This is a genomic window from Sulfuricaulis sp. (genome assembly GCF_049587675.1).
Lineage (GTDB): Bacteria > Pseudomonadota > Gammaproteobacteria > Acidiferrobacterales > Sulfurifustaceae > Sulfuricaulis.
The window spans coordinates 1-15,824 of record NZ_JBAVEJ010000258.1; the positions used below are offsets into that span (position 1 = coordinate 1).

12 protein-coding genes and 1 tRNA gene are annotated in these 15,824 nt (G+C 62.0%); 6 read left to right on the forward strand and 7 right to left on the reverse strand.

Annotated elements, in window-relative coordinates:
* The first annotated feature begins 673 nt into the window (after nt 1-673).
* The gene (locus WB402_RS13510; RefSeq protein ID WP_424208720.1) at nt 674-2,494 is read left to right on the forward strand and encodes a DUF4382 domain-containing protein; all 1,821 of its coding nucleotides are present in this window, start codon (nt 674-676) and stop codon (nt 2,492-2,494) included.
* A gap of 94 nt (nt 2,495-2,588) precedes the next feature.
* On the opposite strand, the gene ypfJ is transcribed toward WB402_RS13510, so the two are convergent.
* On the reverse strand, nt 2,589-3,446 hold the full coding sequence (ypfJ, locus tag WB402_RS13515) for a KPN_02809 family neutral zinc metallopeptidase (RefSeq protein WP_424208722.1): 858 nt from the start codon (nt 3,444-3,446) through the stop codon (nt 2,589-2,591).
* A 258-nt stretch (nt 3,447-3,704) separates the two neighbouring features.
* The gene (locus WB402_RS13520) at nt 3,705-4,658 is read right to left on the reverse strand and encodes a DUF4382 domain-containing protein (RefSeq protein ID WP_424208724.1); all 954 of its coding nucleotides are present in this window, start codon (nt 4,656-4,658) and stop codon (nt 3,705-3,707) included.
* Between the two features lie 268 nt (nt 4,659-4,926).
* Here WB402_RS13520 and WB402_RS13525 point away from each other — a divergent pair, with 268 nt between their 5' ends.
* From WB402_RS13525 to WB402_RS13540, 4 genes are read left to right on the forward strand one after another with little or no spacing between them, the layout of a single operon-like run.
* Complete coding sequence (locus tag WB402_RS13525; protein WP_424208726.1) at nt 4,927-5,397, forward strand: (2Fe-2S)-binding protein; 471 nt, start codon at nt 4,927-4,929, stop codon at nt 5,395-5,397.
* Nucleotides 5,394-7,553: a molybdopterin cofactor-binding domain-containing protein gene (locus WB402_RS13530; protein WP_424208728.1), complete on the forward strand. Its 2,160-nt coding sequence runs from the start codon at nt 5,394-5,396 to the stop codon at nt 7,551-7,553. The genes WB402_RS13525 and WB402_RS13530 overlap by 4 nt, the downstream gene beginning before the upstream one ends.
* 3 nt (nt 7,554-7,556) lie before the next feature.
* A complete protein-coding gene (locus WB402_RS13535; protein WP_424208730.1) occupies nt 7,557-8,546 on the forward strand; it encodes an XdhC family protein in 990 nt (329 codons plus the stop codon).
* Nucleotides 8,547-8,590: 44 nt separating this feature from the next.
* On the forward strand, nt 8,591-9,169 hold the full coding sequence (locus WB402_RS13540; protein WP_424208732.1) for a nucleotidyltransferase family protein: 579 nt from the start codon (nt 8,591-8,593) through the stop codon (nt 9,167-9,169).
* Between the two features lie 16 nt (nt 9,170-9,185).
* Here WB402_RS13540 and WB402_RS13545 read toward each other — a convergent pair whose 3' ends face one another.
* A complete protein-coding gene (locus tag WB402_RS13545; protein ID WP_424208734.1) occupies nt 9,186-10,175 on the reverse strand; it encodes an alpha/beta hydrolase family esterase in 990 nt (329 codons plus the stop codon).
* A gap of 234 nt (nt 10,176-10,409) precedes the next feature.
* Here WB402_RS13545 and WB402_RS13550 point away from each other — a divergent pair, with 234 nt between their 5' ends.
* The gene (locus WB402_RS13550) at nt 10,410-11,417 is read left to right on the forward strand and encodes a thioredoxin family protein (RefSeq protein ID WP_424208736.1); all 1,008 of its coding nucleotides are present in this window, start codon (nt 10,410-10,412) and stop codon (nt 11,415-11,417) included.
* Nucleotides 11,418-11,583: 166 nt separating this feature from the next.
* On the opposite strand, the gene WB402_RS13555 is transcribed toward WB402_RS13550, so the two are convergent.
* From WB402_RS13555 to WB402_RS13570, 4 genes are all read right to left on the reverse strand, one after another.
* Nucleotides 11,584-13,212 (reverse strand): ABC-F family ATPase, encoded by a 1,629-nt coding sequence (locus tag WB402_RS13555; RefSeq protein ID WP_424208738.1) that lies wholly within the window; start codon nt 13,210-13,212, stop codon nt 11,584-11,586.
* Nucleotides 13,213-13,420: 208 nt separating this feature from the next.
* Entirely contained in the window at nt 13,421-14,518 is a 1,098-nt protein-coding gene (selD, locus tag WB402_RS13560) for a selenide, water dikinase SelD (RefSeq protein WP_424208740.1), read from the reverse strand.
* Between the two features lie 18 nt (nt 14,519-14,536).
* Nucleotides 14,537-14,633 (reverse strand) — tRNA-Sec (locus tag WB402_RS13565).
* Nucleotides 14,601-15,824, reverse strand: a 1,224-nt coding sequence (locus tag WB402_RS13570) for a SelB C-terminal domain-containing protein (protein WP_424208742.1), incomplete at its 5' end; no start/stop codon positions are given. The genes WB402_RS13570 and WB402_RS13565, both read right to left, overlap by 33 nt.

Sequence of the window (15,824 nt, forward strand, 5' to 3'; positions counted from 1 at the left end):
CCACCGACGCGGGCATGACAGACAAAAAAGATGTCGCCCCCACGAAGGTGGAGTCCAGGCATTACATGTCATCCCCGCGCAGAGGGAATGCATTCATTCACTTACGTGGAAATGCAACGCCGGGAGAACTACGAATGAACTAAGCGTGGGCCGGGCTGAGTGACTACGAAGCCTTTGTTACATTACTTTTGTAACGGCACGTAACTGCAACTTCTTACTTCTACTGGCCTCTCTCAGCCCACCCACTTGGGATGGCGCGCCTCTCACAGGTGAGAGGTATTTCTTAGAGTTACGCTCCATCGTCCTCGGGATTGAGGACGGCATTATGCTACACCGATGGGCCGTAAATTCAACGCAGCGAAATAGTAATTTATAAATATAGTCGGCTATCGAAATATTGATAATGCTTCGGTGGTGTTGAGGATCTGGGTTCACGTCGGCGGAGTTGGGTTATAGCCCAACTTCAGAAAATCCTTCAAGGACAGAATACAGATTCCCCGCAGGCGCCCAGGCGCAGCATGGCCGAATTGCCGTATATATGACCGCTGCTTTTTTATCGATAAACGGTGCGGCGGATAGCCGCCATTTGAGGCACAGTGTGTCAACGGCTGGCAGACCTTGACGTTAAATCCCGGTAAGCAACAATAATCTGCCACACAGGAGGAGAATCATCATGACACAGGACCATTCCTTGCTATCGGCCCGCGCGGCGGGCTTCTCCCACCGCTGGCGCCAGGGGTTATTGGGCGCGTTACTGCTGTTTACCGGCGCCTTTCTCGCGGCCTGTGGCAGCGGCGGCGGTTCCGACAGCACCAGTAGCGACTCCGGCGTGGTGTACGTCGGGCTGACCGACGCCGACGGCGACTTCATCACTTACTCCGTGGATATCACAGCGCTGACGCTCACGCGCGCCGACGGCGCGGTAGTCGATGCGCTGCCCGTCAAGACGCGCGTGGACTTCGCGCAGTACACGGACATGACGGAATTCCTGAACGCCGCGACCGTGCCCTCGGGCGTGTATACGCGCGTGGACATGACGCTGGATTACACCAACGCCGACATTCGCGTGGCCTCGGGAAGTAATGCGCTATTGGTCTCGCCCAAGGATACCTCGGGCAATCCGATCACGACGATGACGCTTCAGGTTAAGCTCGACGGCAACAAGCCGCTGGTCGTGCGCCCGGGCATCCCGGCGCATCTGACTCTCGACTTCGACCTGGAAGCGACCAATACCGTCGATCTGAATGCGGCGACCGTGACGGTTTCGCCGCTGCTGCTGGCCGACGTGGATCTGGCGACCCCCAAGGTGCATCGCGTGCGCGGGCCGCTGGTGAGCGTGGACCCGACGGCGAGCGAATTTGTCGTCGCGGTCCGGCCGTTTCACCGGCTGATCGGCGATTTCGGGCGGCTGACAGTCAAAACCGACAACGCCACGATGTATGAAATCGACGGCGATGCGTATCAAGGCGCGGCGGGGTTGACGCAACTGGACGGCAAGCCGCAAGGCACCGCGACCGTGGCCGTGGGTAATTTCAATGTGGCCACGCACAGCTTCCTCGCCACCGAAGTTTATGCCGGCTCGAGCGTCGCCTTCGGCACCAAGGATGTCGTCACCGGCAGCGTGATTGCCCGCAGCGGTAGCTCGCTCACGGTGCGCGGCGCGGCGCTGGTGCGTACCGACGGTACGCTGCTGTTCAACGATACCGTCAGCGTCACGCTCGATTCCAGCACCAAGGTGGCGCGTCAATTGGGCGGTGCGGTCACCACCGACGATATTTCAGTTGGCAGCCGCATTACCGCCCTCGGCACCTTGACGGGCTCGACGTTGGATACCACCAATGGCCTGGTGCGGATCGTGCTCTCCACCGTCACCGGCAGCGTGAATCTGACCGGCACGAACCAGATCACCGTGAACCTCCAGACCATCAACGGGCGGCCGGTCACGATCTACAGCTTCACCGGCACGGGTTCGGGCGGCAGCGGCGACAGCAACCCGACAGCCTACCGCATCAACACCACGGGCTTGAGTCTCGCTAATCTGACGACGAACGATCCGGTGCGTGTGCGCGGTTTCGTGGTCGCCTACGGTCAGGTGGTGACGAATGATTTCAACGCGCAGACCGTGATCGATCTGTCCGATGTACCGGCGTGGATGGCGGTTGCCTGGATGATGCCGCAGCCGAATCCGTTCTCGAGCCTGACGAACCAGGCGATGGTGACGGATATCACCGGCAGCTGGCTGCACCACATGTTCCAGCGCGGGGTGGCCACGACGCTGACGGGCAACCCGACGGTACAGCCCGATGAGGTTGGTCAATACGCCATCGTCCGCGGGCACACGGTGCAACTCTACGGCTCATTTGACAGTTTCAGCAACGGTCTTACCGCCGAGCTCGCCGCCGCGCATCGCGTGTGGGGTGTCGGCGCGCGCGGCAAATGGGATAACAATTCGGTCACACTCACCAGCCGCCTGGCGGTGGTCAAGCTGCAATAATATTTCGGCAGCGTGTCCGTCGCTGCCGTTGTGATACGCCCGGAGACCTCCCCCTGTCTCCGGGCTTTTTTATTTTGCGGGACGGGACCTTATCTCACAATTGCGCAGCGGCAAACGTATCGCAATCGCGAAGATCACCGTTCGCCAGGCCGCGTTTGAACCAGCTGACACGCTGGACGGAACTGCCGTGGGTAAATGAATCCGGACTAACGGATCGGCCTGCCTGCCGTTGCAGGCGGTCGTCACCAATCGCAGTGGCGGCGTTAAGCCCTTCCTCAACGTCGCCGGCCTCGAGCATATGCTTCATCTTGTTGGCGTGGTTGGCCCACACGCCGGCAAAGCAGTCAGCCTGGAGTTCCAGGCGTACCGACAGGGCATTGCCGCCGCGCGCATCCGCGCGCAGGCGCGCCTCCTGAACCTTCGGCATTACGCCGAGGAGGTTTTGCACGTGATGCCCGACCTCATGCGCGATGACATAGGCCTGCGCGAAATCCCCTGGCGCATGAAAGCGGTCGCGAAGTTCGCGATAGAAGTCCAGATCGATATAAATCTTCTGGTCTTGCGCGCAGTAGAACGGGCCGACGGCCGATTGGGCCATACCGCAGGCCGACTCCACTGCGCCAGTGAACAGCACGAGCTTGGGCTCACTATAGGTCGCGCTCATCTGGCGGAACAGTTCGTGCCAGGCATCCTCGGTGTCGGCGAGCACGACGGAAACGAATTCGCGCTGCTCCTGTTCCGCCGCGGTGAGCGCCACGGGAACCGAGGAGGAGGACGTCGGGACATTCGAGGTTGTCAGGTCTTGAAGGATGACCGTCGGATCGACGCCGAAGAACATCGCGACCAGGGCCACCGCCAGGATGCCGAGACCGCCGCCTCCGATGCCGCGTGCCAGCGTAAAACCGCGGCGGTCCTCAACGTTCTCGCTTTGTCTTTCCCCTTTCCACAACATTGCTATCAGCCTCCGTGAGCTTGATCTTCAAGTGACCCTGTCCCACGCGCATATTCTCGATACCGGAGTCGCGAGCAGGAACAACGTGACTTGAACCCAACCGAAACGGCGCGATGGCGCGCCAGACGGCAGGTTGCTGGGGGCGGAATTCATCGGTGAATCATGACGCGAGTCAACTGCGTAGTAAAGCGGCGTGTGCAAGCGCATGCGCCGCCCCGGCCGGGCGGATGTTTACCGATTGAGATTTCCGGTCAACCGCTAGAAGTTGAGCACCGTGTTGGTTTTGGCCGTCACCGAAACCGTCGTGGTGCCACTAAAGGTCAGCGCATTATCGACAGTCGGATCGTCGGCCGCAGCATCGCAGATGTAGGCGATGGAGTAGCTGCCGGCCTCAAGGAAGGCAGCTTTGTACTTGTAAATGCCGTCGCTGATGTCCAGCTTCACGCTCGCAGTGGACACGGGGTCGGCCGCGATGCCGTCGATGTCGTCAGGCGTAACCCCGCTACCCTCGAAGACATATACGGCTGGAGTACAGCCGCCGGGAACGAGCAACGCGTCGACCGTGCCGGAGATGGAGCCGGCCATGATGTTGTCTACCATGCGCAGCGTCGGGCGCAGCATATAGTCGCCAGTGCCGGTCATGTGCACTGACTTGCGAAGGTCGAAGTCGATGGTGAAGTCGGCGCTGCCGCCGGCGGGCACGTCGAAACCGCGGTTAAGCTTCATGCCCGTCTGCATGCCGCTCGGAATGGTGAGCTCGTGGGGTGTACCCGACACGACGATGTAGGAATCGAGGGGGTCAGCGGTGTCAACCATCAGCCGTATCCAGCTGTAATGACCGGACGGTAGCGTGAAGCTATCCAGCAGAAAATCCGTCTGACCACCGGAAAGCGCCAGCAGATCGAGCTGTTTCGTCGCCGGCGGCGTTGTGCATGCGGTATCGCTTAAGACGGTTTTGGTGGCATCCGCCGGGTCCTGGCAGTAATACAGCGTGGTGCGCTTGCCGTCGGCCGCCTGGATTTCGAGCCCGCTGAACTGGATGAGGACATTATCAGCGGTTTCGACCGGCCCGTCGGTAATTTGCAGCGACAGCGTGCCAGTGCCAGCGCCGCTGCTACCGCCGCCGCCCGAGCCGCCACAACTGGAAACGGCCAGTATCGTGCTGAATATGACCAAGGAGCTGTATGTTTTCAGGATGGACGAAGTGTTCATGTCTGCTCCTCGTAACTGCATTGACTCATTGTGTGTTTCACCTGAGTACACCAATACTCTCGCGTCACGGATCGATCGACAATAGTAGATACGCCGAACGGTCAATCTTCCTTGATGTGTGGCAAATATCCCGGGTACGGAGTCAACGACATTTCAACCGGAGTTCCCTTATATTCATGTGGTTTCCCGCCACCCTGTTGTCCATACCGCGCGGCGGCTCTACCATATGTATCCCGCTCGGATCACCGCCACGGAAAGGAGGCACGCCATGATTAACCTGCTCATCAACGGAACACAGCAGGAGGTGGACGTGGCTGCCGACACGCCGCTGTTGTGGGTGTTGCGCGACCATGTCGGTCTCACCGGCACCAAGTACGGTTGCGGCATCGCCGTCTGCGGCGCGTGTACTGTGCTAGTCGACGGACAACCGGTGCGCAGTTGTATCACTTCCGTCTCATCCGTCAGCAGTAAACCCATCACCACCATCGAAGGCCTGTCAGTGAAACACGCGCACCCGGTGCAGCGGGCGTGGATCTCAGAGGACGTTCCGCAATGCGGCTACTGCCAGTCGGGTCAGATTCTCTCCGCTGTGGCGCTGCTGAACAGCAAACCCAAGCCTACCGATCAGGACATTGACGAGGCCATGAGCGGCGTACTGTGCCGCTGCGGCACTTACGTGCGCATCCGCAGCGCCATCAAGAAAGCCGCGGCACTGATGGCGAAGGGGGACGTGGCATGAATACCGCACTCAATCTCAACCGTCGTGAATTTCTCAAAGTGTCGGCCGCGGCCGGTGGCGGGCTGCTGATCGGTTTGTATCTCCCCGGCCGGCTCGAAGCAGCCGCCGGCCCGCCAACAGAGGTGGAATTCATGCCGAATGCTTTCCTGCGCATCGCACCTGACAACACCGTCACGGTGATCTCCAAGCACCTCGAGATGGGGCAAGGCGTTTACACCGGCTTGCCGACCATCGTGGCGGACGAGCTGGATGCGGACTGGAGCCAGATCCGCGTCGAATCCGCGCCGGCGGATGCCAGGCGTTACGGTAACCTCGCCTGGGGCGGCACCTCGCAAGGCACCGGCGGCAGCACCAGTACCACCAATTCCTGGGAACAGTTACGCCGCGCCGGCGCGACCGCGCGCGCGATGCTGATTGCCGCCGCGGCGCAAACCTGGAAAGTGGACGCGCGCACATTGCGCGCCGAGAACGGCTTTGTCATCGACACCCAAGGCAAGCGCCGCACGAGCTATGGCGAGCTCGCCTCGCTCGCCGCCACGCTGACACCGCCGGAGGACGTGAAGCTCAAAACCCCCAAGCAGTGGAAACTCATCGGCAAGTACGTGCCGCGCACCGACAGCGTCGATAAATCCACCGGCGCGGCGATCTACGCCAGCGACTTCCGCCTGCCCGGCATGCTGACCGCTCTGGTAACGCGCCCGCCGCTGTTCGGCGCGAAGAGTAAGGGCTTCAACGCCGAGGCGGTGAAGGCAATGCCGGGAGTGAAGGCCGTGGTGGCAATCCCGCAGGGCGTGGCCGTGGTCGCCACCGATTTCTGGTCGGCCAAACAGGCGCGCGATGCGCTGCACGTGGAATGGGATGACAGCGCGGCCGAGAAACGTTCGAGCGATGAACTGCTGGCGCAGTATATGGAGCTGGCCAAAAAACCCGGCGCGGTAGCGCACCGTGCCGGTGATATTGCCAAGGGACTGGCCGGCGCGGCGAAAAAAATCGAGGCCACGTTCGAGTTTCCGTACCTCGCACACGCGCCCATGGAACCGCTGGCTTGCGTGGTGCGGCTGAGCGACAACGCCTGCGAAGTCTGGGCCGGCTCGCAACAGCAGACCCTCGACCAGGCCACCGCCGCGCGCATCACGGGGCTCAAGACCGAACAAGTGACGATACATACGCTGCTTGCCGGCGGCAGTTTCGGCCGGCATGCCAACCCGACGGCGGATTACGTGAGCGAGGGCGTCGAGGTGGCGAAGGCGACGCGCGCCATGAATGCGCCGATTCGCCTGCTGTGGACGCGCGAGGACGACATCCGTGGCGGCTACTACCGGCCGTTGTATGTGCACACCATCGCCACCGGTCTCGACAAGCGTGGCCGGCCGCTGGCCTGGCAGCATCGCATCGTCGGGCAATCGATTCTCGCCGGCACGGCGTTCGGGGCGATGATCAAGGATGGCATCGACTTCACCTCGGTCGAAGGCGCTTCCAACCTCCCCTACGCGATACCTAATATGCTGGTGGATCTGCACACCACGCAGGTCGGCGTGCCGGTGCTGTGGTGGCGCAGCGTGGGCAGCACGCACAACGCGTTTTCCACGGAAGTCATGATCAACGAGCTGGCGGTCGCGGCCAAACAGGATCCGGTGGCGTTCCGCCGCCAACTGCTCAAGGACCATCCGCGCCATCGCGGCGTGCTCGACCTCGCGGCGCAGAAGGCCGGCTGGGGCAAGCCGCTGACGAAGGGACGCTGGCGCGGTGTCGCGGTGCACGAGTCGTTTCATTCTTACGTCGCTGAGGTAGTGGAAATCAGCATCGCCGACGGCAAACCGAAGGTCGAACGCGTGGTGTGCGCCGTCGACTGCGGCGTGGCCGTCAACCCGGATATGGTGCGCGCACAAATGGAATCCGGGATTATTTTCGGATTGTCCGCGGCGCTGTACGGCGAGATCACGCTCAAGGACGGCCATGTGGTGCAATCGAATTATCACGACTATCAGATCGTGCGCCTGCCCGAGACCCCGAAGATCGAGGTGCACATCGTGCCCAGCAGCGCCAAGCCGACCGGTGTCGGCGAGCCGGGCGTGCCGCCGCTGGCACCGGCCCTGGCCAATGCCGTATTAGCCGCCACCGGCAAACCGGTGCGGCGGCTACCGATCCGGATATAGTCAATGGAAACCGCGGATCGTGAAGTCCTGCGCACCGCCGTCGACTGGCTGACAGCGGGCGAACCGGTTTATCTCGCCACCGTCGCCAAAACCTTCGGCTCTTCGCCGCGCCCCCCGGGTTCGCTCGCGGCGCTCGTGGCCTCCGGCCGCTTCGTCGGTTCGGTCTCGGGCGGTTGCATGGAAGAAGATCTGGTGGCACGGTTGCATTCCGGCCGGTTGCCGGAGAAATTTCCCGCTGTTATCACATACGGGGTGACGCAGGAGGAGGCGCAACGGTTCGGTCTGCCCTGCGGCGGCATGCTGGAACTGGTGCTCGAACGGCTGGAAAACGCGGCGTCGCTGAAAAGCATTCTGGATAAAATCGATGAACGCCAGCTCGTGGTCCGGCAGCTGTGTCTCGACACTGGCGAAGCGAGCCTGCATCCGGCCACGGCGCGCGATGAGTTCTTGTTCGATGGGAAAAATTTACGCAAACTGTTCGGTCCGAGCTGGCGGTTGCTGCTGATCGGCGCCGGCCAGCTGTCGCGCTTTGTGGCGCAGATGGGCCTGGCGCTCGACTACGAAGTGATCGTCTGCGAGCCGCGCGAAGAACTCGCGAGTCTTTGGCGGGTAAACGGCGCCACCATCGATGAAGGCATGCCGGACGATGCGGTGCGGGTACTGGCTGACGAATGTTGCGCGGTGCTGGCGCTGACGCACGATCCCAAACTCGACGACATGGCGCTGCTGGAAGCGCTCGCCAGCCCGGCATTTTATGTCGGCGCGCTCGGCTCGCACGTCAACAATGACAAACGCCGCGCGCGCCTGACAACGCTTGGCGTGTCGCGTGAAAACCTCGCGCGCCTGCACGGGCCGGTCGGCCTGCCGATCGGTAGCAAGACACCGGCGGAGATCGCGGTCGCGGTGCTGGCAGGCGTGACCGCCGCACGGCATAACATCGCGCTCGAGGCCCGTTCGCTGGTCGCGCCGGCACGGCTTCAGGTCAGCGGATAACGCGATCAATTTATCCCCTCTCTAGCGATAGAGGGATTTATGAAATGATTTCCAATATCGTCGGTGTCCTGCTCGCGGCCGGTCACGGCAAGCGTTTCGGCAGCCACAAACTCCTGGCGCGCTTGCCCAACGGCACGGCCATCGGTGTTGCCGCGGCACGGAATCTTATTGACACCCTTCCCGATTGTGTCGCCGTGCTGCGTCCCGGCGAGGAAATTCTTGCGTCGCTGCTCGCGGCTGAGGGTCTGCGTATCGTCGTCAACCCGAATGCCGATGGCGGCATGGGCACAAGCCTTGCCTGCGGTGTTGCCGCCGCCGAGGCCAACGGCTGGCTCATCGCGCTGGCCGACATGCCCGCTATCCAACCCGCGACGATACAGGCCGTGGCCGAGGCCATTGCCGCCGGCGCAGAACTCGCCGCACCGCTATTCCATGGGGAGCGCGGTCATCCCATCGGCTTTGCGCGGCACTTTCGCGCGGCGCTTACCGCGTTGGACGGTGACCGCGGCGGGCGCGACATTCTGGCGCAATACAGCAAAGAATTGCGCCTGATCGAAGTGGAAGATCCGGGCGTGCTGGTCGACATCGATCGCGAAGACGATATCACCGCAATTGCGCGCTGACGGGGATTCCCTTTGCTTACTTCCTGGGATGCTGCTGAAAGAATTCCCAGATCACATCGGTGGCGCTGATCTTATTGAAGGATTTGCCGATCACGCGCTCCGGCAAATGGCTCATTCCGCCCGGCCAGAAATGTCCCATGCCTTCAACAGTATAAAATATCACCGCGGAATTCTCATGACATGAGGTATAGGCGATGCCTTTGACACCGTCACGGTCGCCGAGTGTTTTCGGCACCGGCGCGCAACCGAGCATGTTCACCCACTTCCGGATAAAGTCCCGCACCGGCGGTTTGTTGCCGGCCGGTTTCCCGCCGAGTGTAATCTCGCCGCCTTCGAGCGGGTTCAACGGATCGGCGGTGCCGGTTATGTACAGCAGCGACAACGGCCGGGCGGGCGCGGGCTGTTCCAGCCAGTCGCTGCCGGCGACAGGCGCGATCGCCGCTAGGCGCGCGGAAAGTTCGCGCCCCGCGCGAAACGTCATGGACGCACCGTTGGAAAATCCGGTGGCGTAAAGGCGTTGCGGGTCGATGCGGAATTTCGTGCCCAGGTCGTCGAGCATGGCATTGACGAAACCGACGTCGTCGATGTTCTTTAACGACGCGGCAACGATGGCGCGCTGCGAACCGTCGTTCCAGCTCTGCGGGTTGGCCACAAAGCTGCCGCGGCGGCTGGGATCGCGCGGCACGCCCTCCGGGTACACCGCAAGGAAGTTTTCCTTGTCTGATTTGGCGGACCAGCCGGTCTCCTGCATGGCGCCGCGCGCCTTGCCACCGCCGCCGTGAAACATGATGACGACGGGAACCATGGTTTTCCCGTCATAACCCGGCGGTACATGCACAACGTAATGGCGCTTCAGGCCATGGTGGGTCAGTTCAAGCGTGTGATCGCCGGGTCGCATTTTCGTGTGCATGGTAGATGCTGCCTGGGTAATAACTACCGTCATGCCATCGAGCAGGATGGCTGTCGCCAAGAGTACCGCGAGTCTGATTCCGATGCCTGGCTGCATTTTGCCCCCGTCGCTATGCGCTCCGCCGGCAGGTTCAGACTACCACTGGAATTTCGCGCTCACCTGCTTACCGGCCTTCGCCAGCGATTCATGATTGATTATATCCTCGCTTTAGAGAGGGAATGAGAAGCTTCGAAGTAACGTCTTTCTGGAGTTAAATAGCTATCTACGCTCAAATGCTTTTGACGGCGGTGGGCATGACATACTTAAAGTTAACGGCTGAGGGATGATGGCATGAAACTTCTTTTTACTGCACTGGTGATCGCGCTCTCCATCGCCGGCGTTCCGGCCACGGCCGAGGCGGCCCCCGGCAAAATGACCGGCGGGGTCAAGTACGACATGCCGGAGTGGTTCAAGATGAGCTTCCTCGATCTGAAAGACGATCTGAAAGATGCCAACGCGCACGGGCGGCAGATAATGCTTTTTCTGCATCTCGAAGAGTGTCCGTATTGCGCGCGCATGCTTAACGAGAATTTCCGCGAGGGCGAAACCAGGGAATTCATCGAGCGTCACTTCGACGTGATCGGCATCGATATTCGCGGCAGCCGCGCCGTGGAGTGGCTCGACGGGCATCAATACTCGGAACTGGCGCTGGCGAAGATGCTGAAAGTGTATGCGACGCCGACGATTATTTTAATCGACCACGAGGGCAGGACGGCGCTGCGGCTGGACGGCTTCCGCAAGCGCCAAGCTTTTCGGCAGGCGCTCGACTACGTGCAGCAGCAGGCCTATCGCCAGGAATCGCTGACGAGTTTTGTCGCGAAACAACAGCAGGCGCCCTACCGCTTGCGCGCCGAACCCATGTTCCGGGAACTGACGAATTTCAAAGGCTACCGCAAACCCCTTGCGGTGATGTTCGAGGATAAGGACTGCACCGACTGCGACGAGTTCCACGACAAGGTGCTGAAAAATCCGGAGGTTATACCGGAGCTTTCCCGTTTCACGGTCGTGCGGCTCGACGCTTATTCGGATCAGCCGATCACGGACATCGACGGCAAGCGCACCACGCCAAAACAGTGGGTGGAACAACTCGGGCTAACCTATCGGCCGGGAATCGTGCTGTTCAACGAGGGCAAGGAACGGGCGCGGGTCGACGGCATGCTGTATCACTTTCACTTCAAGGAATTGCTGCGTTACGTGAGTGGCGGGTACTACAAAGAATTCGGCAGCTTCTCCCAATACAACGCCGCACGCCGGGCGGAACTGCTGCAACAAGGCATTAACATCGATTACGCACAATAGAGGAATCCCCGCTAACGCGGGGACGACATTCAGGACAAGGTGGGAATCTATATGTAAACCCTGGATGCCCGCCTCCGCGGGCATGACAATCAAAAGAGGTTGTCACCCCCGCGAAGGCGGGGGTCCAGGTTTTACATGTCATCCCTGCGTAAGCAGGGATTCGATACTACCGAACCTTCTGCATCCGGCCGGGCGTTTGCGCCGCCTGCTCTTCCTGGCTGCGCAGATAGTCCTCGTATGTACCGCCGTAGTTCTCGACGCCCCGCGGCGTCATCTCGATGATGCGCGTGGCCAGGGACGAGACGAACTCGCGGTCGTGGCTGACGAAAATAAGCGTACCGGGATATTTTTCCAGCGCGGTGTTGAGCGACTCGATGGATTCCATGTCCAGGTGGTTGGTGGGTTCGTCCATGATCAGCACGTTGGGCTGCTGCAGCATCAGCTTGCCGAACAGCATGCGCCCCTGCTCGCCGCCGGACAGCGCCTTGGTCGATTTCTTGATTTCATCCTGGGAAAACAACAGTCGGCCGAGGACGGCACGGATGGCCTGCTCGTCGTCGCCGGGTTTTTTCCATTGGTTCATCCAGTCTAGCAAGGACATCTCGGTGGCAAAGTCGGCGGCGTGATCCTGCGCGTAATAACCGACGTTGGCGTTCTCCGACCATTTGATCGTGCCGCTCGCGGGAGCGAGTTCGCCGACCAGGGTGCGCAACAGCGTGGTCTTGCCGATGCCGTTGGGGCCGATCACGGCCACGCGCTCGCCGACTTCGACCGACAAGTTGAGGTTTTTAAATAGCGGTGTTGCGCCATAGCCCTGGCTCATTTTCTTTACTTCCAGCGCCTGGCGATAAAGCCGCTTGGCCTGATCGAAACGCAGAAAAGGATTCTGCCGGCTCGACGGCTTGACCTCGGCCAGCTCGATCTTTTCGATCTGGCGCGCGCGCGAGGTGGCCTGCTTGGCTTTGGAAGCATTAGCGGAGAAACGGCTGACGAAGGTCTGAAGCTCGGCGATCTGCGCCTTCTTCTTTGCGTTGTCGGATAACAACTGATTGCGTACCAGGGTGGCGGCGGTCATGTATTCGTCGTAATTGCCGGGATAGACGCGCAGTTCGCCGTAGTCGAGATCGGCCATGTGCGTGCACACGCCATTCAGAAAGTGCCGGTCGTGCGAGATGATGATCATGGTGCTGTTGCGCGCGTTGAGCACGTCTTCCAGCCAGCGGATGGTGTTGATGTCGAGATGGTTGGTGGGTTCGTCCAGCAGCAGGATGTCCGGGTCCGCGAACAGCGCCTGCGCCAGCAGCACGCGCAGTTTCCAGCCCGGGGCCACGGCGCTCATCAAGCCGGTATGCTGTTCCAAGGGTATACCGAGGCCGAGCAGCAATTCACCGGCGCGCGCCTCGGCGGTGTAGCCGTCGAGTTCAGAAAACTTGTGTTCCAAATCGGCCACTTTCATGCCGTCTTCCTCGCTCATTTCCGCGAGGCCGTAGATGCGGTCGCGCTCCTGTTTCACGCGCCACAATTCGGCGTGGCCCATGATCACGGTGTCGAGCACGGTGTAGTTCTCGAAGGCGAACTGATCCTGGCGCAGCTTGCCGAGGCGTTCGTTGGCGTCGACCGAGACGTTGCCCGAGCTCGGTTCCAGGTCGCCGCCGAGTATCTTCATCAGCGTCGACTTGCCGCAGCCGTTGGCGCCGATCAGGCCGTAGCGGTTGCCGTTGCCGAATTTGACCGAGATGTTCTCGAACAGGGGCTTGGCCCCGAACTGCATGGTGATGTTGGCGGTGATGATCAAGGCACTGTTCCAGGGAAAAAAGTTAACACGGGGCTTTCTGAATCGTGAATGGCACACGCCACCGCGCTCCCAAAAAGCCTTAAAAAAATCTATCGCGATGGCATGTATTGCTGGGCAGACCCACGGCGCGGCCGGATATCCCCGGTCAGGCGCCTGGCAAACATCAAACGCAGGCGGCGGATTGTCTCACATTTTATGATTTAGTGCTTCAGCCTGGGATTTCAGTCACCTGTACGGCGGCAGACTCGGACGGCGAATCCAGCCGGTAATCCACGGTAATGCGCACCGCGCCGACCTGCATTTGTCCGATCACCGCGGCGCTGGCGAATCCCGCGTCGCGAAACAATGACAACACTTCGGTAACCGCCTGCGGCGCACAGGTAACCAGCAATCCGCCGCTCGTCTGCGGATCGCACAGGAGCGCCTGCTGCCACGGCGCGAGATCGTCCGGCAGCCGCACGTCATGGCCGTAACTCGCCCAGTTACGTGGGGCGGCGCCAGTGTTGTAACCCTGCTGCACGAGCGACAGCGCCGCCGGGAGCACCGGCAGCGACTCGAACGCGACGCGCGCGCCGAGCCGCGAGCCGCGGCAGATCTCGGCGAGATGGCCGAGCAGGCCGAAGCCGGTGACGTCGGTCATCGAGTGCACCCCGGGAATTTCCACCAGCGGATGGCCGACGGTGTTGAGCTGCGTGGTGCTCGCCAGCATCTGCCGGTATCCCTCCTCCGGCAGCGCGCCCTTCTTGAGCGCGGCGCTGAGAATCCCGACGCCCAGCGCCTTGCCGAGCACGATGGCGTCACCGGCGCGCGCGGTGCTGTTGCGCTTGACGCGCTGCGGATGAATCACGCCGAGCGCCACCAGGCCGTAGATCGGCTCGACCGAATCGATCGAGTGGCCGCCGGCGATGGGAATGCCCGCAGCCTCGCACACCGAGGCCCCGCCCGCGAGAATATCCTGGATCACGTTCACCGGCAGCTTGTTGAGTGGCATGCCGACAATGGCGAGCGCGAAGATCGGGCGCGCGCCCATGGCGTAAATGTCGGACAGCGCGTTGGTTGCGGCGATGCGCCCGAAATCGTACGGGTCGTCCACGATCGGCATGAAGAAATCGGTGGTGGCGACGACCGCCTGCTCGTCGTTCAGGCGATACACCGCGGCATCGTCGCTGGTCTCGATGCCCACGAGCAGCGCGGGATCGAGGAACGGGCGCGGGACCTTGGCAAGGATTTCCGTGAGCGCGGCGGGCGCGATCTTGCAGCCGCATCCACCGCCGTGCGACAAACTGGTCAATCGAACGTCTGACATAGCACACCTCCATTAAATTGGCGGAAGAGCGTGGGAGTCGAACCCACCAAGGACCGGCTGACGGCCCTTACCGGATTTGAAGTCAGGTCGCCCCACCGGGGTGCGAGTCTCTTCCGTAAACCTGTTCCTCACGCCGGCCGCTGCCGGCGTCGGCGTTTGTCTTGATGTGTCCGACAAGCAGGGTCGGGTCGCGCACGCAGTGGGCGTCGCCGACGCGGCGCGAGAAACCGGTCTTGTCGAAATACTCGAGGATCCGGATCGCGAGCTTGCGCCCGGTTCCGATGTGGTCGCGGAACTCCGACGCCGTCACCGCGCCGTTTTCCATCGCGAGCTCCGAGACAATGCGCGCGAGTTCGGTAATCGCCTCGCGCGTGAAGAAACGGTCGCGCATGACTTCGTAGGTATCACCCAGCATGGTCACGCGCTGCAACAGGCTGCGCACCTGCGGCTCGGGCGCCGTGAGCGTCTGCGCGATGTCGCGCACCCACGGCGGCTGAAATGGCGTGGCCCGGAGCAGCGGCGCCACCGCGCGCCAGAGCTTTTCCTCCGCGCCGGTGAGCGTGATGCGATGTTGCGGCAGGTGCAGCCACGGGCCGTGACGAGCCATGCGCTGCCCGGCCACCAACTGATCGACCAGCGCCACAAACACCTCCCATGGCAGATCCGGGGTCGCCAACCGGCGCAGGCGCCGGCCTTCAAGGCCGAGCAGCTCCGGGGCGCGAGCGTGTTCGGCCGCGAGCGCCGCCAGCACCGCCTGCTGCGTCGTCTCCCAGCGCAACGGCGCAAAACCATAGCGGCCGGCGCCGGCGACGTTGACCGTCACCATCGGGATCTCGCGATACAGCGTCTCGGTGGCCTCGGCGCGCAGATTGAAACTGCGCGCGAACCATGACAGATCCACACCCATTGGCGCGTCGTTGAGCAGTTGCTGCAAGGCATCGGACGTCGTGGGACGCTGCAGCGCCGCGAGCACCGCCAGGCGTGCGGGCGTGCGGACTTTGCGCGCCGGCGCGAAGGGATCGAGCACCACCCCGCCCGCGAGTGTCTGCTGCGCCGACTGGTCGCGCAAGATAAAGCGGTCGCAGCGCAACGCGCCGACGGGTTGATCGAGCACGATCTGCGCGTAGCCGCTGGCGCCCGGTTCGATGCCCATGCCTTGCAACATCGAGACGTGCCCCATCGCATCCGCGGCGCCGAGATGCACGTGCACCGGAGTCCAGTGCTTGAGCGCGCGCGTGGCGGATGGCGGCAGTCTGAGGGACGCATCGAAACGCGCGGTCGGCGCGTGCGCGGCGGGCTCCAATAC